Below are 25,242 nucleotides of genomic sequence, written 5' to 3' on the forward strand. Positions count from 1 at the left end.
TTACTCTCACCTTGTCATTGCGAGGAGCAGGTGGGGGGGGCTGTGAAATGGGGCGACGTGGCAATCTCGTCGCGTGTAAACTAACTACGAGATTGCCCCGCTATCGCTCGCAATGACAAGTTGTTTATATATGAGGGCTTACTCCTGCGCCTTATTCAAACACTCCTGCAATATCCTCGCGAACACCTTATCATTTGGTGGTGCAAAGATCTTGTTATGCTCGCCGGGGATATCGTGCACATGTACACCTTTCAGCGCGTAGGGTTTCCAGCCCAGGTATTTAAAATCGTCCATGTAAAAGGTATGCTTCTGCGCGCGGAAGATCTCTACAGCTATAGGATAAGGCTTCATGCTGTAGTTCCGTTCGGCTTCTTCATTAGCTACGTCTATCTTGTTGGCGTAGCCAAAAAAGCCCTCTTGCTTTTGCTCTTTACCGTAACGCATATCCCAATACTTGCGAATAACGCGGCGTTTCAGCATCTCCTTTTTATAGGTATACGTTTCCTTGGGGTTTTGCATCAGTAGCACTACCGAGTGCATCAATTGTTTAATAAGGAACCAAATGCGGTTGAACCATTTTTTAAGCGGCGCATCAAAATAGTCCGACCGGTAAGCATAGGTATCGAACATGGCCAGCATCTTCACCTCTTTGCCCATAGCATCCAGTTGGCGCGCCATTTCATAAGCAATGATACCCCCGAACGAATAGCCCGCCAGCGCATACGGCCCTACCGGGTTCTGGGCGATGATCTCGGCCACGTAGTGCCCGGCAATATCTTCCATGCGGCGGTGCGGCTCGTCTATGCCGTTCATGCCGTAAGCTTGCAGGCCGTAAACAGGCTGGTTTGCATCCATATTCATGGCCAGCGTATTGAAAAGCAATACATTCAGGCCCGCACCGTGAACAATGTACAGCGGCATCTTATCGCCCAAAGGTTTTATCGGCACCAGCGAATCCCACGTAACCGATTTACCGTCCATCTTGAGCAACAAAGCCAGTTTCTCTACAGTTGAGTGACTGAACAAACTCGCCAGCGGCAGGTTCTTGCCGGTCTCCTTTTCTAAGGCGGTCATGATCTCAACTGCTGTTAATGAGTGCCCGCCCAGTTCAAAAAAGTCGTCGTAGATGCTTATCTTATCTATGTTCAGGTACTTCTTCCATATCTCGGCCACCTGCTGCTCTATACTGGTGCGCGGCGGTACGTAGGCTGCCCTGTTTTGGGTATAATCCGGCTCGGGCAGGGCATTGGTATCTATTTTGCCATTAGGCGTAAGCGGAAATTCATCCAATACCATGATGTATTGCGGTACCATATAATCCAGCAATACCTTTTTCAGTTCATCGCGCCAATCTTTTATTTGCAAGCCGGTGTCAGTGGTCAATTTTTGGCGGGTAACCACATAAGCTACCAGGTTGATATTGTTTGATGGGTCGGGCCGCGCAACCACTACCGAATCCTTAACATGCTTTAGGCGATTGACATGAAAAGCCACCTCGCCGGTCTCGATACGGTAACCGCGTATCTTCACCTGGTGATCCACACGGCCGAGGCATTGTATCTCGCCGCTGTTGAGTATACGGCCATTATCGCCGGTACGGTATATTTTGCCTGATGCCGTGGTGGCAAATGGGTCGAGGATAAAGCGCTCGGCGGTCAGCTCACTGCGGTTAAAATAGCCGGGGGCAACACCATCACCACCGATGTAGATCTCGCCGGTTGACCCAGGCGATACTTGCTTCAGGTTATCATCTAAAATATAAACCTGGGTATTGGCTATCGGTTTACCAATGGTAATGATCTGGTCGGCGGCGCTTACCTTTTTAACGGTCGACCAAATGGTGGTCTCCGTTGGGCCGTACATGTTCCATAATTCACTGCATTTTTCAAGCAGTTTCAGGGCCAGGTCTTTAGGCAGGGCTTCGCCACCGCAAAGTATCTTCAGCGGCAGTTTCTCGTTCCAGCCCGATTCCAGCATGATCTTCCAGGTATAAGGCGTGGCCTGCATCACCGTAATTTGCTCCTGGCGGATGAGCTGCAGCAGCACACGGCCATCCCTGGCGCTATCAGCATCTAAAATGTAAACGCAAGCCCCGGTGATTAGCGGCAAGTACAGTTCCAGTCCTGCGATATCGAACGATACGGTAGTTACGGCCAGCAGTTTATCGCCGGCTTTCATGCCCGGTTCGCGCTGCATGCTTACCAAAAAGTTCACCAGGTTGTAGTGGGCTATCTGCACACCTTTAGGGTGACCGGTAGATCCCGATGTATACAGCACATAAGCCAGATCGGTGCCATGCACCTCTAAAGCTACCGGCGTATCCGGGTACTCACTGCTGGCTATCATAGCATCCTCTATCAACAGTTCCTGGGCTTCGGTCTCAAAGTGTCCTTTATAATTTTCGGATGTGATCAACACCTTTACCGACGCATCGTTCAAGATATATTTTACGCGCTCAACAGGGTATTCGGGGTCGATAGGTAGATAGGCTGCGCCCGCCTTAAGTATCGCCAACAGGGCGATCACCATCTCTGCAGAACGGTCGACCGCCAATGCCACCAGATCGCCTTTTAGCACGTGGGTGCTCATCAGTAAGGCGGCCAATCGGTTAGATGCCCGGTCTAACTCGCGGTAGGATATCACACGTTCGCCAAATTTTACAGCGGTATTGGTTGGATATTGCTTAGCGATATCGCTGATGAGCTGATGCAGCGGTTTCTCGCGTGGATAGGCCGCGGCGGTATTATTCAGTTCGGAAAGCGACAGGTCGGCCGTTGCTTCTTCTACACCCGAAAGGGTTTTGATCAGTAGCTCCGGTTCGGCGGTAACTTTTTGCAATAGGCTTTCGAAACCCAGCATCATCGCCTCGATGGAAGATGCACCGAACAGCCCGGCATTGTATGACCAATCCATGTGCAGGCCCGAACCGATATCGTTCACGTTGATAAAGATCTCGAAATTCTCGAACCTGCGTGGTTCGGCAACCAGCTGGTGCGTAAGGTTATGGAAGTTGATGCCCATATCCATCCCCATATCGCTGTTGAAAACTACAGGCACCAGTGGTACCCGCGATGGGTCACGGCCGATATTCAACTTTTTCAATAACGTACCGAACGTGATCATCTGGTGATCATAAGCATCCAGTATCTCCGACCGGCGGCCTTTCAGGTATTGCAGGAAAGTACTTTCACCATCAACCGTACTTTTTACAGGTAGCAGGTTAACGCAGTGGCCTACCAGGCCTACCTCGCCAATGGCGGTTTGCCCGGCGGCAGGAACGCCTACTACCACATCGCGTTGGCCGGTGGTGTTTTGCAGCCAAACTTCAAAAGCCACCAGCAGGGTGGTAATTAAACTATTTCCCGACTTGACGGCCAGTTTTTTAATGGCAGCGGTAAGACTTTCATCAAGGCTGTGTTTATAATGCTTGCTGGCAAAGGCGCGTATCTCGGGGCGCGGGTGATCTACCGGCATATCCGTTACGGGTACATTGCCTTTATATTTGTTCAGCCAAAATTGTTCGGTCTCTTTGTAATCGGGCGCGGCGGTAAAGTCGGCTTGTTCTACAGCGTATTGGCTATACTTTGGTGCTACGGGCAGATCGGGCACCTTATCGGCAGCATAAGCCGAATAGAATTGCCCCAACTCCTGCAAGATCACCCCGAACGACCAGCCATCGCAAATAATATGGTGCAGCGTCAGTATCAGCTGGTGCTGGTCGGCGGCCAGTTTAAATATCTTTACACGCATCAGCGGCCCGTTCACCAGGTCGAACTGTTGCTGCATGTTCTGCGCCACATATTCATCTATCAAATGCCTGCGGTAAACTTCTGCCTTGTCCGACAGGTCGTCGAAATTCAGATCGGGCTGCAGGTAACTGTAAATGCACATCTTAGCGCCATTAGGACTAAAGGTGCTGCGCAAAGCCTCGTGGCGGTTCACCAGCGATTCGATGGCCCGTTTCAGCGCATCCGCATCCAGCTTGCCCTGCAGATTAAGGGCAAAACTTTCGTTATAGGCGCAACTGGCCTCGGCGCCGCCAAATTTGCACGATAGCCATATTTCTATCTGCGGTTCGGTAGACGGTGCAATTAATAACAGTTCCGGCCCGGCAAATGGGTCAAAATCAACAGGGGAAAGATGATAGGTTTGGTTAGTAGTATCCACTGTTTATTAGTTGTTTTGAACCTGCAAATATTTACCGGGATTGTTTTTATCGGGCACGAACCAGGCGGGATTGCCCTCTTTATCGCGGCCCAGTTTAGCATCCGGCACAGGGGCTTTATTAAAGGCGCTTAGCTTGCTTTCAGCTTTAATTTCCGTTTTATCTTCGGGCTTGCGGATGGCGGTATCCGCGTTAAAAAAGCCGCCGGCCACCATATCTTCCACACTCTCGTTAAATTTAGCTACGATAGTATCTACATCTTCCATGGTATGCGCCGCGGTAAGGAAGCAAGGGAAAATATCCCAAATATGTATCCCTTTCAACCGCATCAGGGTGAACAGCAACTCGCCGAAAGGCATCTCGAACGTGAACTTGATCTTCCATAACGAACCGAACTGTGCAATATAGACCGGCAGCTCGTGCTTTTTGCAGATCTCGTTCAATCGGTCGGCCAGATTCTTGGCCATGCCTGTTAAGCGTTCTTGCAGGCCCGGGCCTTGTTCTTTCAGATAATTCAGCACGGCATTGGCACCGGCCAAAGCCAGCGGATGGCGCACAAAAGTACCGGCAAAATAGGTAACACCTGCTTCAGGAACAGATGCATCGCCGTATTGCCATTTGCCACCGCCATCAAGCGCATCCATATATTGCGGGATGCCTGCTATAACGCCTATCGGCATACCGCCGCCTATCACCTTACCATAGGTACCAATATCGGCTTTGATACCGAACAAACCCTGCGCGCCACGCGGGTGCATACGGAAGCCGGTTATCACCTCATCAAATATCAGCGCTACATCGGCATCTTTGGTGATCTGCCTTAGTTGTTTCAAAAATTCTATGGGCTGATATTCAGGTCGGCGGCTTTGCACCGGTTCTACCATTACAGCGGCGATCTCGTGCGCGCGCTGTTTAATGATGGCCAGCGATTCGTCGGTGCCGTAATCCAGTATCAACATATTTTGTACTGCCTCGGGCAAAATGCCGGGGGCGGCTGGGATGGTCTTCAATTTTTTGCTGCCGCGAACAATCACCTCATCAATAATGCCATGGTACGATCCTGCAAAGGCCACGATAAGCGAGCGCCCTGTTACCGTACGTGCCATACGCATAGCGCCCAGTACCGCTTCAGACCCGGTATTGCAAAGCGCCGAACGCTCGAACCCGGTAAACTCGTTGATCAGCTGGCAAACATCGCCCGCCAAAATGTGCTGCGGACCTATCTCAAAACCAGCCTCTATTTGCTGCTGGAATACCTTCTTCAGAAAATCGGGGTTATAACCCAGGAAGTTGGAGCCGAAACCGTTCAGGGCATCCACGTATTCGTTACCGTCGATATCCCATACACGACTGCCTTTGGATTTATTGACCACCAGCGGGTAAACCACCTCTTTGGTCAACGGGCGGAAGCCGGATACCACCCGCGGATCCGCCATGCCTTCGCGGTGCTTTTGGGTGTATTCTTTACTGCTTTTGGTGCGGTCGTTGTAGTTTTTGGTCAGGTCGGCTATAAATTTCTTTTGCTGATCCGATAGTTCTGTCGATTGCCTGTCTATCCTTGCCGTAGCGCCGAAAGGTTTTTTCACCTCCACCATTTCTTCTGGCGTAAGGTCGGCATCCAGCTTGTAAGTTGTTTTTGGTGCTGCCGATGACATTACCGGTTGTTGCGGTATAGCTTGCTGAGGGGTAGGCGCACCACCTTGTAATAGCGATATCTGTTGCGATAATAACTGCACTTGCTGCGCGATAAGGCCCAGCTGGGTCTGGTCGCCGTAGTTTACCGCGTCGTTAACGGCTGTGGCAATTGGAGCAGGCGCTGCCGGGGCCTGGTAGGCCGATGCAGGCAGGTTCTCGTCAAAAAAAGCCGCCAACAATTCTACATTTTCGTATTGTTCATACAGTTTGCGGAAAGTGATGGGTACGCCAAATTCTTTTTTCAGGTTTTGGGCTATCTGCGTTAGCAACAACGAGTCGAAACCGGCTTCGGCAAAACTCATGTTCACAGGCACAGCGGCCATATCGATACCCGAGGCGGCTTCGAAAATTTCCCTGATCTTGTTCGATAATAGTTCTTTTCTCGGCATTGGAGGTGGAGTGTTTATCGGGGTAGTGGTAATTGGTGATATAGGTGCGGCTACGCCGTTAGCGCTAACCGTAGTGGTCAATATTTTTCCGGGTTGTATCCAGTGATCCTTATGGTCGAAGGCATACGATGGCAGGGCGACCTTGTTGCGGGTCTCGCCTGTGTAAAAGGCTTGCCAGTCGGGTTCTAAACCGTTAAGCCATAAGTAGCCCAAACTGTTTAGGATACCGTTATAGTCGGATGTGTTATTTTCAACGATACCCGGAAGTATCAGCTGTTCCTTAGTTTTATCAACCTGTCCTTTGGCTAAGTTGGCCAGGATATTTCCCGGGCCACATTCCAGCAATACGCGGTTAGGTTCATCATTTGCGGTTTTTATGGCTTCTACAAACTCCACCGGTTCACGCATTTGGCGCGACCAGTAGGCCGGGCTGGTAGCTTCGGCTTCGCTAAGCCATTTACCCGTCATAGATGAGATGACCGGGATACGCGGCGCCGATAATTTTACCTTGGCGACAAGCTGGGTAAATGGTTCGATGATACTATCTACCATGGCCGAATGCATAGCATTACTGGTATTGATCGGCATAGCGGCAATACCTTTTTCCGAAAGCAATTGCGCGAACGCCTCAACAGCCTCAGGCGTACCGGATACTACATTAAGGTTAGGGCTATTTTTTGTAGCGATAGAAACCTCTTTCGGCAGGATGCCTTGTAAAACTTCTACCGTTGCACGTACGGCCAGCATTTTACCAGCAAGCAGTTCGCTTATCATTTTTGCACGGGCGCATAGCAATTGCAGTACATCATCCAAACTCATGATGCCCGAAAGATGCGCGGCAGCAAACTCGCCCAGGCTATGACCTAAAAAGGCGGTGGGCTGTATGCCCCAATTCATCCATAATTTAGCCAAAGCATATTCGATGGTGAAGATGGCAGGCTGTATATTGATGCCTTGTGTAAGTTTATCCTTAGCATCATCGCCATAGATCAAGTCCCGCACATCGGTGCCGGTATAGGTTTTGATGATGGCAGCGCATTCGTTCACGGCATCGGCAAACACAGGTTTGTTCCGGTAAAGATCCTTACCCATGCCCGCGTATTGCGAACCCTGCCCCGGGAACAGGAATACGACCTCGGTAGCCTTTTCTTTCAGCGTTTTTTGGCGCAGCGACCGGGTATCGCGCAGTTTATCCTGTAACTCACCAGCGGTGGTTGCTACTTCAAAACGGCGGCTGTTAAATTCGGCACGGGCAGTGTTGAGGGTGTAGGCGGTATCCGATAAATTACTTATAGGGTGATCAGCAAGTTTAAGCGCATAGCTTTCTACGCTGCTTTGCGTTTTGGCCGACCACGTAAATAATTGCACCGGGCGCGACGGGCACGACTCTGATATGATATTTTCAAACTCCTGCAATACCACGTGCACATTGGTGCCCCCCACACCGAACGAACTTACACCGGCAGTGCGGGTGGTGGCGCTATCCCAGGGTTTTAAACTGCTGTTCACGTAAAACGGTGAATCCTCAAAACCGATGGCCGGGTTAGGCTTATTGTAAAACAACGAAGGTACCAGTTGGCGATGGTGTAACGAAAGTGCTGTTTTGATAAAACCCGTTACGCCCGAGGCAGCCGTTAAGTGCCCCATATTGCTTTTTACCGAACCAATGGCGCAGTATTGTTTTGCAGTTTGCTGGCCGAAAGCCAGCTTCAGGCCGTCTATCTCTATCGGGTCGCCCAAGGGGGTGGCGGTGCCATGGGCTTCTACATAACCAACGTTGGCGGCATCAATACCCCCATCGTGCAGGGCCGATGCGATGGCTCCGGCTTGGCCGCCCGCGCTTGGTGCGGTAAAGCTGCCTTTGCTGTGGCCATCGTTGTTAACGCCTTTGCCTTTTATCACGGCGTAAATAGTATCGCCATCCTGTTTAGCGGCACTTAAAGGTTTCAGTAATACCACACCCGCGCCATCGCTAAATACGGTTCCCGTGGCCGATGCATCAAAGGTGCGGGTATGGCCATCGGCACTTAGCATAGCGCCCTCCTGGTACAGGTGGCCACTTTTTACCGGGGCGGTAACGGTAGCACCGCCCGCCAAAGCCATATCGCATTGCCCGTTGCGTAATGCGTCTACTGCCTGGGCAATGGCCAGTAAAGATGTAGAGCAGGCCGAATAAACACTCACGGCCGGGCCTTTCAGGTTCAACTCGTAAGCGGTGCGGGTGGCTATATAATCTTTCTCGTTCAGCGTCATCACGTTGAATGCCCCGGCTTGCTCTACCTGCGCGGGGTTGGTGAGTACGTTATTGTAGTAATAAGTATTGTTGTTGCTGCCGGCATATACGCCAACCAGCCCATTATAATTTTGCGGTTGATAACCCGATGCCTCCAACGCCTCCCAGGCTATCTCTAAAAATATGCGCTGCTGCGGGTCCATCATTTGGGCCAGCAGTGGGGCGATGTTAAAGAAACCGGCATCAAATGCGGCCGGGTTTTGCAGCACGCCGCGGGCTTTTACGTAGGCGGCATTGCTTTTTAATTCGGCTGGGATATTAGGGTCAAGTTCCTCATCGCTAAAAAAGCTGACGGTTTCCTGCCCGTTCTTCAGGATATCCCAAAACGCATTGACATCATTCGCGCCCGGCCATTTACCGGCCATAGCTATCACGGCAATATCGCCGCCGGTAGTTTGTTTTTTGTTGGATGCGATGCGAACTTCTTGTTCGCCCGAACCATCAATATAAGCCGCAATACCGCTGATAGTGGGATACTGGTAAATTTTGGTTACCGGCAGTGCGATATTGAATGCCGAACGCAACTGTGTGGCGGTATTGATAGCCAGCAGTGAGTTACCACCCAGATCAAAAAAGTTATCGTCTATGCCCACCTCATCCATAGTTAGCATATCAGCCCAAAGTGTAGCTAAACGTTTTTGGGTGATAGTGCTGGCGGCGCGGTATAAGCCTGCGCTTTCGGGGCGTTGCAGTACCGGGTTGGGCAGGGCGTTGCGATCTATCTTGCCGCTGCTGGTCTTGGGGAAATCTTTTACCCATATAAATGCCGATGGCACCATGTAATCGGGCACTTTTTCGGCAATGTAATGTTTAGTGGCAGCGGTATCTTCGTTGGTGTTAGATATCAGGTAGGCGATAAGGCGTTTGTTACCGCCCGCGTATTCTTTAGCTACCACGGCGGCCTGTTGTATGCCGGGTGCCTGGTTAAGCAATACTTCTATTTCGGCAGGTTCCACCCGGTTACCACGGATCTTTACCTGTGTATCGGCACGGCCCAGGTATTCGATATTGTTATCGGGCAGCAGGCGGGCTACATCGCCGCTTTTATAAATGCGTTTAGTTTGGCCGTTGTGCTGCCAGTTGATGAAACGCTCGGCGGTCAGGTCGGGGCGGTTCAGGTAGCCATCGGCAAGGCAAATGCCGCTGATGTAGAGTTCACCGCTTTGGCCATCTTTTACAGGCGATAGCTGGTCGTCCAGTATTAACATCTCTGTGTTATCTATCGGGATCCCGATAGTTGGCAAAGCAGGCCATTGCTGCGGGTCGCCGCTTAATTCCAACTGGGTAACCACGTGGCTTTCCGTAGGGCCGTATTGGTTGAATAGTTTGCATCCCGGCAGGGTCGAGAACAACTTAACGATCTGCGGGGTGATCTTTAATTGCTCGCCCGCGGTCATTACCTCTTTCAGCTGCAAATTGCTGAGCATATAGCTGTCGGCGGCTTCGGCCAGATACTGTAAAGCCACAAAGGGCAAGAACAGGCGGTTGATCTGTTTATGGTCGATGAATCTTATTAATTCATTGGGATCAAGTCTTACCTCGTCGGATATCAGGAATAGCGTACCGCCGGTGGTCAGCGTAGCGAAGATCTCCTGGAAGGAAACATCGAAAGTTAAGGGCGCGTATTGCAGGGTATTAAAGCCAACATTGGATGCCGAGTTTTTTTGCTGCCATTGCAGCAGGTTCAGCAGCGCAGCGCTACCCATCTGCACTCCTTTGGGTTTCCCGGTAGAGCCGGAAGTGTACAATACGTAACCTTGTTTATCTGTAGGCGTAACCTTATTCAGGCTTTCATCGTATACAGTATTAGTTGACAGGGGTTTAAGCCCTAACGACGAAAAAAAGCCGTGTTCGTGTGGTTCGCAAAGGCATGTATCGATACCCGAATCGTCGATAATACTTTTCAGGCGCTCCGCCGGGTACGACGAATCGAGCGGCAAATAAGTTTTACCCGCCTGCATCAGCGCCAAAATGCTGACAATAGTGTGTAATGACCGTGATGCGCTTACGCCCACTATTTCTGCCGTAGAGGTATGAGCAGAAACAAGCCGGGCAAAAGCATTTACGCTGTTGCTGAGTTGCTGGTAGGTTACCCTTTCATCTCCATGCACAATAGCTATCGCATCAGCATTCCGGTTACTCTGCTGTTCAAATAGTTTTTGTAGCCCCATTATAATATTCCGGTAGGTTTTACCGCAAGTATGTGATTTTAGTTTTCGCTTAAAATTATTGTTTTTTCAATGAAAGTTTCAATGCGAATAGTAAAAATTCTCACACAAATAACGAATAATTAAGAATTTAACAGCGGCTTTCTTATCGATGCGCAATAGTTAAATCAATTGCCAAAAGGTTGGTTACTCCCGGCAATTTTTAGGACAATATCTTATGTAGAGCCACCTATTTGTGGCTCTACGGGGATCACATTTTCGCGAGTTGTTTAATAATAGCGATCATATCTTCATCGCCAAAACCATCAACAGCTTGCTGATAGGTATTTAGCACCGCCGACCCTGCCGGCAGATGCATGCCTTGTTCGCCGGCCAGTCGCAGATCCTTGGCCAAATGCTTTAAGGCGAATGCCGCCTTGTAATTATCGTTCAAAATAGCGGCCGATTTTAGTTTGGTGATGCCGCTGCCCACCGCGCCGTTATTAACGATATCAAGGAAAGTAGCCGTATCTATTCCGTTTTGCTGCGCGAATAATACCGATTCGGTAAAACCCTGTACCACAATGGCTAAAAACAAATTAATGGCCAGTTTGGCTTTGTTGCCCGCCCCGGTATCACCTAATAATATCGACTGCTTGCCCATGGCATTGAACAGGGGCTGCGCCTTTTCAAAGTCGGCTTTTTTGCCGCCGGCCATAATGATCAGCTGGGCATCCTCGGCCGGTTTTACGCTGCCTGATACAGGGGCATCCATATACCCCAGGCCTTTACCGGCACAAAGCGCAGCCAATTTCTGACTGGTCTCCGGCGATACGGTGCTCATATCTATCATCAAAACATCCCGGCCGCTATCTGCTGAAAGGATGCCATCAGCCCCGGTGAAAACTTCGGTAACCGCAGCATCATCGGATAGCATGGTGATAATAAAGTCGTTCTCAGCCACCAATTGCGCGGGTGTATCGGCTAGGCCAGTGCCTGTTTCCTGTTGCAGCGCTTCGGCTTTTTGGCGGGTACGGTTCCAGGCGGTAACGGTGAACCCGGCTTTCATCAAATTTTTGATCATGGGGACGCCCATGTTACCTATCCCGCACCATCCTACTTTAATATTGTTCATATTTTAATTTTTATACTTTTAAAACTGTTTATAAACCGTTATGCCATCTGCCTTTATAGATGGTTTTATTCAATATGTCAGATCATGCGTCAGCCAGCTATCAGCAATAATCGACTGCCTAAAATTATTACATCGTGCCTGCTATTAGTAACAGGATCATACTTAATGGGTTTTTGTCAGCCTAAACCCCTGGCGTTAAAGGTAAGCTATACCCCAACTGCGGGATATTTTACTTTGGCCGATAGCAAAACTGCCGTAAATATAGTAACAGATACGGCCGATAATAAGGTGGTGCAAATTGCCGCGCAATGTTTTGTCGATGATATTAAAAATGTTACCGGCAAGCAGGCGGCGGTAATTCATACCATCAGCAGCGCTAAACCGATGCTGATAGCCGGCACCATCGGTCATTCGGCTTTGATAGATGAGCTGATAAAGAACGGCAAGCTGAATGTAACGCAGGTAAAAGGCAAGTGGGAAACCTATAGCATTGTCCTTGTAAAAGCGCCTTTTAAAAATGTACCGCAGGCTTTGGTTATAGTTGGGAGCGACCAGCGCGGAACAGCTTATGGGCTATTTGAATTATCTAAAACCATTGGTATACAACCTTTCTATTGGTGGGCTGATGTTACAGCTGAGCACCACGATGCGCTGTACCTATCGCCGGCAACCTATACCTCCGAGCCGCCATCGGTAAAATTCCGTGGGATCTTTATAAATGACGAAGATTGGGGCCTACAACCCTGGGCAGCCAAAACGCTGGAACCCGAGACCAAAGACATCGGCCCGAAGACCTACGCCAAAGTATTTGAATTGCTACTGCGCCTGAAAGCGAACCTGATATGGCCAGCCATGCACCCAAGCACCAAAGCTTTCTATCACTATCCCGGCAACATTAAAGTGGCTGAGGATTACCAGATCGTCATTGGCTCATCGCACGCCGAACCGATGCTGCGCAATAACGTAAGCGAGTGGAACGAGAAGACTATGGGTAACTTCAACTACCTCACCAACCAGCAAAAGGTAGATGATTATTGGGAAAGCCGCGTGAAAGAAAGCAGCCATATCAATGGCATTTACACCATAGGCATGCGCGGCGTGCACGATAGTGGTATAGAGGGAGTGAAGACCGTTAAAGAGACCGTACCACTACTGGAGCGCATTTTTGTGGCGCAGCGCGATATGCTGAAAAAGTATGTTAACCCCGATATTAATAAAGTACCGCAGGTTTTTACACCTTATAAAGAGGTGCTGGAAGTATACGATGGCGGCCTGAAGGTTCCCGAAGATGTTACGCTGGTTTGGCCCGATGATAATTATGGCTACATCCAGCGATTGGATAACAAGCAGGAAAGCGAACGTCCGGGCGGATCGGGCGTTTACTACCACGTATCGTACTGGGGCCGCCCGCACGATTATATCTGGCTGTGCTCTACCAGTCCGGGTTTGATACGCGAGGAAATGATGAAGGCTTACGATATGCAGGCCCGCAACCTATGGGTGGTTAACGTAGGCGATATTAAACCGGCTGAGTACGATATCCAGTTTTTTTTAGATATGGCCTATAACATAAAGCCATTTAAAAACAGCGCCTATACCAAAACCCACCTGCAAAATTGGGTGAGCAATAATCTAAGCAGTAAGGACGCCGGCAAAATAAGCGATGTGCTATGGAGATACTATCAGTTGGCATTTGAACGCAAGCCCGAGTTTATGGGTTGGAGCCAAACCGAACCGACCACGCCCACCAAACTAAGCGACTATAATCATTTTTACTACGGCGACCAGGGCCAGCAGCGGATAGATGCCTACAACAATTTGCAACAGCAGGCCAAAACGCTATGGCAAAATATCAGTCCGGCACGGAAGGATGCCTTTTATCAACTGGTTTATTACCCGGTAACAGGTACCGCGCTGATGAATAAGAAATTCCTGTATCGCGATAAGGCTTACCGTTACGCGCAGCAGGGCAGGTTAAGCACCCAACTTTATGATTCTTTATCACGGGCATCCTATCAAAGCATTATCGAGGAAACCAAATACTATAACACTAAAATGGCGGGCGGCAAATGGGCCAATATCATAATGGCGCAACCACGTAACCTGCCTGTTTATGCCGCTCCCGATCTGAAATACGAAATGACCAAAAGCACCATAGCCTGGCAGGTACAACCCGAAGGGGCGACATTAAATGATGCTAAATTATCGCTGCCTGCTTTTGCCGATGGCGATAAACACTTCATCGACCTGTTTCTATGTCGGGATACAGCTGTGAATTATACCGTACAGACATCGGCGCCCTGGATAAACGTATCGCAGCAAAGCGGCACTCTGCAAACCAAAGGTAAAACCGAGCAACGCTTATGGATAAGCATTAATAACGCTAAGCTTCCCGCCGGTACCGCCGATGGTGCCATCACCATAAAAAGCGGGAGCAAAAGCTATTCGGTAGCGGTTACAACAGAACACGCCCCCAAAGGATACACTGGTTTTATCGAGCACGATGGCTATGTATCTATCTACGCCAAGCACTTCGATCATAACGAGGGCAAAAATGGCAACTCCTGGATGCCGATTATGGGACTGGGTAAAACTGATACTGTTTTACAGGCCAACCCGGTTAAGGTAGATGGCGGCATGAAAAAAGACCCTGCCGATACCGAGATCAAACAACAAGCCGCGTTAAGCTACAGCTTTTATACCACCTCCTCATCGCCAGCCGAAGTAAAACTTTATACCCTGCCTACGTTGCCCCTTAATAATAACTTCAGTATGCGCTACGCGGTGAGTATTGATGATGGCCCCGCCACCATGCTTGATTTTAAAACCGTTGGCCGCACCGAAGAGTGGAAGCAAAACGTATTGAGTAACTCGGCCGTACGATCGGTAAAGGTGCCGGTACTAAGCACGGGCAAGCATACTATACATATTTATATGATAGATCCGGGTGTGGTGTTGGACAGGATGGTAATTGATTTGGGAGGATTGAGGCCGGGTTATGGCGTGTTAACGGAAACGAGGGCGAGATAAAACCTAATCGTCGTGCCGAAACAAGTTCGGTATGACATTTTTTTGATCAGGGCGTATATAAAGCCGTATCAATCAATGAAATCTGCATAAAAAGGCATATATTTGTGCCCGCTAAAAACTTATCCTCTTAACCCGTTTTGTGGATAAAAAAGCGAAATGTGGAAATTTTAAAAAACCACTTTTTATTTTAAAATAATATCACTAATATTGCAGTCCGATTTTTACGGGTTAAAAATCGCATTTAAGAGCTAAAAATCATGGATTTAGTAAAATTTGTTGAAGAACAATCAGTAGAAATAAAAAAGGTTCCTGTATTTAAAGCTGGTGACACCGTTAGTGTACACTACAAAATCAGGGAAGGTAACAAGGAGCGTATCCAGGTTTACCAGGGTGTAGTTATCCAACGCAACAGCGTTGGCGTTAGCGAAACATTTACCGTGCGTAAAGTATCAAACGGTGTAGGTGTTGAGCGTATTTTCCCTATCAACTCTCCAAACATCGACAAGATCGACGTTAACAGTGTTGGTAAGGTTCGTCGTTCTAAACTGTTCTACCTGCGCGAACTGACTGGTAAAGCTGCCCGTATCAAATCGAAAAGAGTATAATTATACGCCCTCTGTAAAAAGAGCGGCTTAAATATAAAAGCCACTTTCTGTTAAAGGAAGTGGCTTTTTTGCGTTGGCTTCGCAATTACATCTCGTCATGCTAAACTTGTTTCAGCACCCCGTCACGCTATGTTTAACCTATGCAAATGGGATCCCGAAACAAGTTCGGGATGACGATCTTGATTTTGCGACTATTACCACAACGGATAGTGGTATGTGAGGACACAGACTACGTGGAAAATTATCCGGAGCCTGTGTCCTCACAGGCTCCTCTAATATCTAATATTAAACTATTCAGGCTTATTTTCCTTCAGCCAGTTATCCAGATCGGTTATTTGTTGCACGTGGTCCTTCGCCCATTTGGCGCTTTCGGGTGTGCTTAAACTTACCAGCCTTGCAAAGGCCGGCATATTGGGCGATTGTGAAAGCTTGTTAAAATAATCGGCCAAACGGTACCAGTAATATTCCTTATCGCGCGGCATTGTACCCAATGCGTTAAAAATGGCATTCAACTGTGCGGTGAGCAAATCGCCGGCTGAAGCATATCTTCTTTTAGCGAATGGCGCAAGCGCTTTAGTAATTACCGCATTTTGTACTGCGGCTAATTTGGCAACAAACGGATCGGTCTTTTGTCCTGGTTCGGGTTTTAGCGCACCGCCCTGCAAAATATGCTGGATGTTTCCGTAAGCTTCGGCACTGCGGGCGGTGTTCGGCTCCAATGCAAGAAATTGGCAAAATCCCAACAAAGCTTCTGCACGTTTATTTTGATGAAAGGTAACCAGCGCATACAAGCGCATAGTACTTGCATACTTCGGGTCGAGTTTTATGGCCTCGATAGCTGCGCTCTCCGCATCTGCATATTGCCGACCGCGAAAATAAGCTAAGGCCAGGTTATAACGTAGCGGCTGATAAGTTGGATTAGCCTTTATCCCTGCCTGGTAATTTTCAATAGCCTTTTGCGATTGCTTGTTCAGATCGTAAATACTACCGGCCAGATCGTACGCTCCGCTGATGAGATTGGTGGAAGCGGTTGTAGAGCTGAAGACTTTTTGCAGGTAGGGTATACCATCAAGCCCTTTGCCCATAGCATTCAGCGAAAATGCCATTTGATAGTTGCCTGGCGCATAGTCGGCATCTATGGCCAATGCTGCCTTATATTTTTCAATCGCGCCGGCGTAGTTCTTTTGGTTGTTCAGGTCGATGCCTTCGCGCACCAGCGATTTGGCATCGGGATTTTGGGCGATGGCTGCTTTGGCCGATAGTAGGATGATGATGAGTGTTTTAAATACGTTTTTCATGGTATTATTTTTTAGTTCCCTCCCAAGGGAGGGGCGCGATGCTTTGTGTTGTGGCAGGGAGGGGTTTGTTCGTTATTTCAAACAGCAGAAACCCCTCCCTGCCGTCGCGCTATTCCTGCACACCCCTCCCCAAGGAGGGAACTTCATTTGCATATCTGCACATACGCAGATTCACGATTACCATACCCGGCACAACAACCCCTTCAAATACTCCCCCTCCGGGAACGACGATCTTACCGGGTGATCCTCGGGCTGGCAAAACTGGTAAATGAATTGTACCTGCTTGCCGGCATCAAGCGCGGCCCAGGCCAGCACCTGCTTAAAGGTTTCCATATCCATAGCGCCCGAGCAAGAATAGGTGGCCAGCAAGCCGCCATCGTTCAGCAACAGCATAGCTAAACGGTTCAGATCTTTATAAGCACGCGATGCCCGGTCTAAAGCCGAGCGCGACGGCGCGTATTTAGGTGGGTCTAATACGATGACATCAAACTTAGCGCCCTCATCCCTGAACTTTCGCAACTGGCTGTTCACGTCTGATTTTACGGCATAATGCTTTGCCACGTCGAGTTTATTGAGGGTGATGTTGCCGGTCAAAGTTTCAATAGCCAATGCCGAACTATCTACACTGGTAACCGAAGCGGCACCCTGCATCAAACTATTCAGACTGAAGCCGCCGGTATAACAAAAGCAATCGAGCACGGTTTTATCCTTTACATATCCCGCCAGGATGCGGCGGTTATCGCGCTGATCGCAATAGAATCCTGATTTTTGGCCTTCGGCGATGTTGATATCATATAAAACCCCGTTCTCCTTCACCTGCACCAGATCGGGCGGCGGACTGCCGGCCAATACGCCGTACGATTCGCCTAAACCCTCATGCGCGCGCGATGTGGTATCGCTTTTATCAAAAATGCCTTTAGGGTTCAGTTGCTTTTGCAGTTCATCGATAATTACCGGCATCACGTTTTCTATACCAGATGTAAGCACCTGCACCGAAAGGTAATCGGCATATTTATCTACGATCAATCCCGGCAGGTAATCGGCCTCGCTGAAGATCAGGCGGCAGGTATCGGTGTTCGCGTCAGCTAAAATATGTCCGCGGCTTTTTACGGCCTGCACAATGCGGGCACGGAACCAATCGTCATTTATCCCGGCGCTTTCGTCCCATTCCAGCAAACGCACCGCCACACGCGACTGATCGTTATAAAAACCATAGGCCATAAAGGCGCCCTTAGCATCGGCAAGCCGCACCACGTCGCCATTGGCGGGTTTGCCCTTTACGTTTTCCACCGCGCCCGAAAAAACCCAGGGGTGGCGCTGTAGTACCGCCTTCTCCTTGCCCTTCTTTAAGATAACATCTATCATGGGTGCAAAGGTAGTTAATTGTAAGCTTCGAAGTTAACCACAGAGGACACGGAGGTTTCACAGAGGTCACAGAGATTTTAGTGACCAGACACATTCTATTAACATGCAAAATCCAGGTTCCCTCCTCTGTGTTCTCTGTGATTCCCCATCCGTGTCCTCTGTGGTTAAATCCGTTAATTGCCAAATATTATTCTGACGCATTGCCAGAACAACCAATTTTCATACGGCAAATGTCAGCAAACTGTCTGCTTTTAACCTATAATTTAATCGGCATTAAACCGTTTATAATTCTGTGCGTCTATTACATTAAACAGACTAAAACGATTATATAAGATCATGAAAAGTAAGTATAAATATTTTGTAGGTGCTGCCCTTAGCGGACTGTTTGGTTTGCTGGTAGCGTTCTCGGCCAGTGCACAGCACAGAGGCGGTGGAGGTGGGGGTTCCCACGGTGGAGGTGGTTTTCACGGCGGAGGCGGTTTCTCGGGCGGTCACTCAGGTGGCTTTTCAGGTGGCCGCGGCGGCTTGTCAGGTGGTCATTCCGGTGGTTTCCAAAGCCCGGGCAGCAGTTCTTACAGCCGTGGCGGGGGAAGTTTCTCGAGGCCGCAAGGTAGTTATTCACGCCCTCAGGGTGGCTTTTCAAGGCCGCAGGGCAGTTACTCATCGCCAAGGGTAAACTCATCGCCGTCTATTCGTGGCCGTGCCGATATCGGTAGCCGTGGCGGATACAGCGTGGGTGGCAGATACAGTGTAGCACCAAGGGCTTATTCATACGGTGGCCGTGGCGGTGTATATTCAAAAGGATATAGCTATGCCGGTCCGCGTGTAGGTTACCGCGGTGGCTTTTACGGAAGCTACAATCATGGCAGGTTCTACTCGTACAACAGGTTTTATGGCCATTACGCGTTCTATAACCGTTACTATGCGCCACGCATCGGCTTCCACTTAAGTGTGTTGCCTTATGGCTACTACCCGTTCTATTGGGGCGATTACCAGTACTTCTACAGCGATGGTTACTACTATCAGTATAACGATAACAACTATACCGTTGTTGAACCGCCGCTGGGCGCTATCATGAACCAGTTGCCAGCCGGTGCCAAATCGCTGATGATTGACGGCGAGCAATATTACGAGTTGAACGGTGTTTACTACCAGGCCGTAACCAAGGACGACGGCACTACCGGCTACCAGATTGCCGGCAAGGACGGCGAACTGACCACAGCCGCAGGCTCTGCACCACAAGATGGCGGCACTTACGACCAGGGCGCACCTGCTCCGCAAGACCAGGATCAGCCGATACGTATAGGCGATGTGTTTGATAGCCTACCGCCAAATTGCAGCACGGTTAAAATAGATGGTCAAAAATATTTCGTGTCTCCCGATGGTGTTTACTACCAGGAAGACCGCGACGGCAACCGAAAAGTGTACCGCGTAGCCGGTACGCCAGACGATCAACCGGGCAACTAATAAATGTGAGGTAAGATTTTTTTTAAGGTGATTGTTGATGGGCGGGTGGCAACTTCGGTTGCTGCCCGCTTTTTATTTAATCCCGGTTCAGACAATCAAAAACAAACTTCGGCACACGTTGTTATATTCCGGAACTTTACTTAAATCGCCAACTGCGGGTTAAATTTATTACCACAGGTTGTACCTTTTAGTAAACCATATTATTTATTTAGAAAATAAACAGGCATATTTATAGTTCTAAGAAACCTTTGAAAAATGAGTAAGTCGCGGGGAACCGAAAAAGAAAAAACAAGGCAAACCTTACCTAAGGTTGCCTCCGGAATTACGGGGTTAGATGAAATTACAGGCGGGGGCTTCCCCCAAGGCAGGCCAACCCTGGTATGTGGCGATGCCGGCTGCGGCAAAACCTTGCTATCGCTTGAGTTTATTGTACGCGGGGCTACCGAGTATAACGAACCTGGCGTATTTATGGCTTTTGAAGAAAAAGCCGATGAGCTGGCCATGAACGTGGCATCATTGGGTTTCGACCTGAACAAACTTCAAGCTGATAAGAAGATCAAGATAGACCACGTACACATTGAGCGCACGGAGATTGAAGAGACCGGCGAGTACGACCTGGAGGGCTTATTCATTCGCCTGGGGCACGCTATCGATTCTATTGGCGCCAAGCGCGTGGTGCTGGATACTATCGAGAACCTTTTTTCGGGCCTTACCAACCAGCGCATTTTACGCGCCGAACTGGTGCGCCTTTTTCACTGGCTAAAAGATAAAGGTGTAACAGCCATTGTAACAGGCGAACGCGGCGACGGAAAACTCACCCGCCAGGGCCTGGAAGAATATGTATCGGATTGCGTGATCCTGCTTGACCACCGGGTGATCGACCAGATCTCAACCCGCAGGCTAAGGATAGTAAAATATCGCGGATCGTTACACGGAACTAATGAATATCCTTTCCTGATTGATGAAGATGGTATTTCGGTATTGCCGGTTACTTCGCTGCATTTAGAGAAAGATGTGCAAACCAACCGTATCTCATCGGGCATACCCGGACTCGATTCGATGCTGGGTGGCAAAGGCTTTTTTAAAGGCAGCAGCATCCTGGTATCGGGCACGGCAGGCACGGGTAAAACCAGCATCGCCAGCTACTTTGCTGCCGAAACCTGTAAGCGCGGTGAAAAGTGTATTTACTTCTCATTCGAAGAATCGCCCGCGCAAATTGTGCGTAATATGCGGTCGATTGGGTTGGACCTGCAACAATATATAGATAACGGCATGCTGATCTTCCATGCCTCAAGGCCTACATTATATGGCTTAGAGATGCATTTGGTGGCTATGCACAAACAGATACGCAAGAACAAACCCCACACGGTAATCCTCGACCCGATCACCAACCTGATCACCATCGGTTCGGTAGGCGAAGTAAAATCGATGCTGGTGCGTTTGATTGATTACCTGATGAATGAACAGATCACGGTAATGTTTACCGCCTTGTCTTTAAACACCGTGGTGAACGAGCAGACCGATGAAGGCGTATCATCATTAGTGGATGCCTGGATGCTGGTGCGCGATATTGAATTTAACGGCGAGCGCAACCGGGGCATGTATGTAATGAAATCGCGCGGGATGAAGCACTCTAACCAGGTGCGCGAGTTTATTATTACCGATGACGGCCTGAACCTGGTAGACGTGTATCTGGGTCCGGACGGCGTGCTGACTGGGTCGGCACGGGAGGCGGAACAATTGAGGGAACATACCGGCGAAGCCTTGCGCGATTACGCGCTGAACCGCAAGGACCGCGAAATTATGCGTAAACGGAAAGTGCTGGAATCGAAGATAGCCGGTTTGCAAACCGAGTTTGAATCGGTAGAGGAAGAATTAAATAAGGTTTACCTTGAAGAAGAGCTGCGTAAAGAGGTGATGGATAAAACCCGAAAGGAAATTATGGAGCGGCGACGGGAGACCAAAGACATTGAAAACCCGCCGGAAAAAAAGAAAGGGAAAAAACAATGACACCCGTAAAATCCAAAACCTGGGAGTTGAGACTGTATGTTGCAGGGAAAACCCAAAAATCGATAACCGCGTTGGCCAACCTGCAAAAATATTGCGAGGAACATTTAAAGGGCCAGTATGTTATAGAGGTGATTGACCTGCTGGAAAAGCCGCAACTGGCCGAAGGCGACCAGATATTTGCCGTGCCTACATTAGTTAGGAAAGTACCCGAACCGATACGGAAGATCATCGGCGATTTATCAAACGAAGAGAAAGTTTTAGTGGGATTAAATATACGCCCGCATAGTAGCCAATGAAACCAAAACAGTGGATGACGGATGGTAAGGATAACAAAAACGACGAGGGTACGTATGTGCTGCGCCTGTTTATAACCGGGGCCTCGCCAAACTCCGTACGTGCTGTAGATAACCTTAAAGCCTTTTGCGAAAAATATTTAAAAGATAAATACCGGCTGGAAATTGTTGATGTGCACCAGCAACCGGCGATTGCGCAAAAAGAACAAATTATAGCCTTGCCTTTATTGATAAAGAAAAGCCCGGCACCCGAACGCCGCCTGATTGGCGATCTGTCGGATACAGAGAAATTAATGGATTGTTTCAGGATTACCGTGTAATGCGATATGGAAAAGCAACAACCATCATATCATGAACTTTTAAATGAGATAACCGAGCTGCGCTGGCAACTGGAAGAAGCCAACGACGCGATCGAGGCCATTCGTAACGGCGGTGTAGACGCGCTGGTGGTTAACAGCAGCGATGGCCCGCAACTATTCACCCTAAAAAGCGCCGACCAAAGCTACCGTGTATTTGTAGAGAAAATGAACGAAGGCGCCATATCGCTTAACCGCGATGGCGTGATACTATACAGCAACAGCAAATTTGCCCAACTGGTTGGCCTGCCGCTGGAAAAGGTGATAGGCCGCTCTTTTGATAATTTTATCTTACAAAGCGAGCACGAAAAACTTGCCGAGATCATCAAAGGCGCCTGGGAAAAGGACTGCAAGGTTGAACTGCTTATTGTAAGCCGTATGACCACCCTGGTGCCCTGCCTGCTATCCTGCAATATAATGGAGTTTGATGGTGCCGTTGCAATGAGCGTGATCGTTACCGACCTGAGTGCCCAGAAAGAATCTCAGCAGCAACTTGAATTACAGTTCGACCAACTGGAGGCGGCCCAGCTGCTTACCAAAAAGCTGAATGACGAACTGGAAGAAACTGTTAAGGAGCGCACCAAGGACCTGACCATCAGCCGGGAATACCTGAAGTTGCTTACGGATAATATCCCGCAAATGACCTGGACCAACCTGCCCGGCGGCACGTTTAATTTTTACAATCAGCGCTGGTACGAATATACCGGCTTAAGTCACGATGCCGCTACCGGCCGCGGATGGGAGGATGTAATTCACCCCGACGATCTGCCCTTAACTACCGAACGCTACCTGGCAGCCCTGCAACACGGTGATATTTTTGAGGTAGAAAATCGCTACCGCAAGGCCGACGGCACTTACCAATGGCACTTAAACCGGGCTATCCCATTAAAAAACGACCAGGGCGAAATATTATTTTGGGTAGGCACTGCCACCAATATCGAAGACCAAAAGCGGGCTATGGATAAAAAGGATGAGTTTATAGGTATTGCCAGCCACGAGTTGAAAACGCCGCTCACCAGCCTGAAAGGTTACCTGCAAATTATGAATATCTATCATAAGGAAACGGTGCCCCATGCCATTAAACAATACATCAGCAAGGCCAATGTAGCTATTGATAAGCTGCACCATTTAATAAACGACCTGCTTGACGTGAGCAAAATACAGGCCGGCCGCCTTACCTACCAAATGGCCGACATTAACCTGGCCGGCATGGTGGGTACCGGTGTGGAAAATGCCGCGCAGATATATCCTGAATATCAATTTGACCACGAGGTAGAACCTAACCTGATGGTGCATGGCAACCCCGAAAGGCTGGAACAGGTATTGATGAATTTTATCAGCAACGCAGCCAAATACTCTAAAGAGGGCAGCCGGATCATGGTTAAAGCCAAAGCACTGGACGGCCATGTACGCGTATCGGTAACCGACGAGGGCATCGGCCTTTCACCCGGTCAACAGGAAAAAATATTCGAGCGCTTTTACCGCGTGGAAGATAAAACATACAGCACCAGCGGTTTGGGCATGGGTTTATACATTTCGGCCGAGATCATTAAAAATCATAAGGGCAGTATACATGTAGAAAGCCATTTGGGGCAGGGATCTACGTTTTACTTTGAGTTGCCGTTGGTGAGGTAATTACTCTTTCGAGACATCTCATTGTCATTGCGAGGAGCGGTGTAAGGGGATGTGCGATTGCGCGACGTGGCAATCTCGTCGTATATAAACTAACTACGAGATTGCCACGCTATCGCTCGCAATGACATTTGTGTTTAATTACTTCTCCGCCAGCAAATCGTCAGTCAGCTTCTCAAACTCGTTGACAAACTCCACATAATGTTCGCCGGTACCGGGGCCGCTGAAGCCGGTATGTATTTTGCGTACATCGCCCTTTTTATCAATAATAATGGTAGTTGGGAATGCCACAAAGTTGGCCAGCATAGGCAGGCTTTTGGCCGTTTCGGCCTTGTTATTAGTATAACCGGTAATTAATAGCGTGTAGGGGATATTAAAACGCTCCTTTAACTGCTCTAAAGTTTTTTGCGAACGGGCGAAATCTGCCGTACGCTCGTAGGCCAGGCCAACGATCTCTACACCTTTGGGCTGATATTTTTTGTAATAATTCACCAGGTAGCTGGTCTCGTCCATGCAATTAGGGCACCACGACCCCATAAACTGAACAATAACTACCTTGTTTTTAAAGCGATCGTCGCTAAGGGAAACCTTATTGCCCTTAATATCTTTAAAGGTAAATTCAAGCTTTTTATAGCCGGGTTTCAGCGCGGTTAGCGAGTAGGCATCGGGCAGTTTGGCTTTTTCGTTCTTTACGGCCTCCCAGGTGTCTGTACCAAATTTGCCGTTCTTCAGGGTAACACTATCCTTAACATCGGCACTGAACAAGAAAGCGTGGCCGCCGTCAAAGCACGACAAGTATAACTTGTCGCCATTTACAGCACCTTCAAGATAACGATAATCGCCGGTGGTGGTTAGGAAAGTGCCGGTAACCTTATTGCCGGCCTGCTTAAACTCGCCAACAGTGGTATCGCGCACGCCATCGCTGGTAAATACCGCACTCCAGCGCCCGCTTACATCGGCCGCAGGTTTATCAGGCGATTCGAAAAAGCGGTACGCTTGTCCGGGCGTAGCGGTAAAGTCAAGTTCGCTGTCTTTTTGGGCCAGGTGCTTTATCCATTTGCCCTCCAGTTTGCCATCCTGCTGTTTCAGTTTAAATTCCGAATCGAACAAAGGCATGTGGATAAATACCGAATCCCCATCCAGCCGCACATCGGGCACCAGGAAGTGTTCGGCGCCGTTAATAATACTTAGCTGCTGCTTTCCGGCAGTATCCTTCACTTCAAAGTTAAAGGGCAGTTCCTCGCCGGTCTTCATTTTCAGCGCGCCGCGCCAGATACCGGTTTGTAGTTTTTGAGGGGTATGTACACAGGCGGCAGTGGCAACAGCCACCAGTGCTAACAGGCAAATGCGTTTTATCATTGT

13 protein-coding genes are annotated in these 25,242 nt (G+C 49.0%); 7 read left to right on the forward strand and 6 right to left on the reverse strand.

Features of this window, described 5'->3' with window-relative positions; genetic code table 11:
* Positions 1-138 precede the first annotated feature (138 nt).
* From HQ865_RS21370 to HQ865_RS21380, 3 genes are all read right to left on the reverse strand, one after another.
* Positions 139-4,167 (reverse strand): non-ribosomal peptide synthetase, encoded by a 4,029-nt coding sequence (locus HQ865_RS21370; RefSeq protein WP_173416855.1) that lies wholly within the window; start codon positions 4,165-4,167, stop codon positions 139-141.
* A 6-nt stretch (positions 4,168-4,173) separates the two neighbouring features.
* Positions 4,174-10,713 (reverse strand): polyketide synthase, encoded by a 6,540-nt coding sequence (locus HQ865_RS21375; protein WP_173416856.1) that lies wholly within the window; start codon positions 10,711-10,713, stop codon positions 4,174-4,176.
* Between the two features lie 247 nt (positions 10,714-10,960).
* On the reverse strand, positions 10,961-11,824 hold the full coding sequence (locus tag HQ865_RS21380) for an NAD(P)-dependent oxidoreductase (RefSeq protein ID WP_202020412.1): 864 nt from the start codon (positions 11,822-11,824) through the stop codon (positions 10,961-10,963).
* Between the two features lie 165 nt (positions 11,825-11,989).
* Between HQ865_RS21380 and HQ865_RS21385 the strand changes: the two genes are divergently transcribed.
* Positions 11,990-14,854 (forward strand): glycosyl hydrolase 115 family protein, encoded by a 2,865-nt coding sequence (locus HQ865_RS21385; RefSeq protein ID WP_173416857.1) that lies wholly within the window; start codon positions 11,990-11,992, stop codon positions 14,852-14,854.
* A gap of 257 nt (positions 14,855-15,111) precedes the next feature.
* Positions 15,112-15,459 (forward strand): 50S ribosomal protein L19, encoded by a 348-nt coding sequence (gene rplS / locus HQ865_RS21390; protein WP_173416858.1) that lies wholly within the window; start codon positions 15,112-15,114, stop codon positions 15,457-15,459.
* A gap of 290 nt (positions 15,460-15,749) precedes the next feature.
* On the opposite strand, the gene HQ865_RS21395 is transcribed toward rplS, so the two are convergent.
* Positions 15,750-16,757, reverse strand: coding sequence for a tetratricopeptide repeat protein (locus HQ865_RS21395; protein ID WP_173416859.1), 1,008 nt, complete (start codon positions 16,755-16,757; stop codon positions 15,750-15,752).
* A gap of 177 nt (positions 16,758-16,934) precedes the next feature.
* Positions 16,935-18,122 (reverse strand): class I SAM-dependent rRNA methyltransferase, encoded by a 1,188-nt coding sequence (locus HQ865_RS21400; RefSeq protein WP_173416860.1) that lies wholly within the window; start codon positions 18,120-18,122, stop codon positions 16,935-16,937.
* A 336-nt stretch (positions 18,123-18,458) separates the two neighbouring features.
* Here HQ865_RS21400 and HQ865_RS21405 point away from each other — a divergent pair, with 336 nt between their 5' ends.
* The 5 genes from HQ865_RS21405 to HQ865_RS21425 all read left to right on the forward strand — a co-directional run bounded on the left by HQ865_RS21405 (position 18,459) and on the right by HQ865_RS21425 (position 23,883).
* Positions 18,459-19,589 carry a DUF6515 family protein gene (locus HQ865_RS21405; protein ID WP_173416861.1) on the forward strand — a complete coding sequence of 377 codons (1,131 nt, stop codon included), beginning with the start codon at positions 18,459-18,461 and terminating at the stop codon, positions 19,587-19,589.
* A 255-nt stretch (positions 19,590-19,844) separates the two neighbouring features.
* A complete protein-coding gene (gene kaiC / locus HQ865_RS21410) occupies positions 19,845-21,599 on the forward strand; it encodes a circadian clock protein KaiC (protein WP_173416862.1) in 1,755 nt (584 codons plus the stop codon).
* Positions 21,596-21,895, forward strand: coding sequence for a circadian clock KaiB family protein (locus HQ865_RS21415; RefSeq protein ID WP_173416863.1), 300 nt, complete (start codon positions 21,596-21,598; stop codon positions 21,893-21,895). Before kaiC ends, HQ865_RS21415 begins: the two co-directional genes overlap by 4 nt.
* Positions 21,892-22,212 (forward strand): circadian clock KaiB family protein, encoded by a 321-nt coding sequence (locus tag HQ865_RS21420; RefSeq protein WP_237073528.1) that lies wholly within the window; start codon positions 21,892-21,894, stop codon positions 22,210-22,212. Before HQ865_RS21415 ends, HQ865_RS21420 begins: the two co-directional genes overlap by 4 nt.
* Positions 22,213-22,218: 6 nt before the next feature.
* Positions 22,219-23,883, forward strand: a complete 1,665-nt coding sequence (locus HQ865_RS21425; protein ID WP_173416864.1) for a PAS domain-containing sensor histidine kinase — start codon at positions 22,219-22,221, stop codon at positions 23,881-23,883.
* 138 nt (positions 23,884-24,021) lie between these two features.
* Here the strand turns inward: HQ865_RS21425 and HQ865_RS21430 are convergent, their stop codons facing one another.
* Positions 24,022-25,239, reverse strand: coding sequence for a peroxiredoxin family protein (locus HQ865_RS21430; protein WP_173416865.1), 1,218 nt, complete (start codon positions 25,237-25,239; stop codon positions 24,022-24,024).
* Positions 25,240-25,242: the final 3 nt, after the last annotated feature.

Origin of the sequence: Mucilaginibacter mali (assembly GCF_013283875.1) — a bacterium.
In the GTDB taxonomy this organism is placed as follows: Bacteria; Bacteroidota; Bacteroidia; order Sphingobacteriales; family Sphingobacteriaceae; genus Mucilaginibacter; species Mucilaginibacter mali.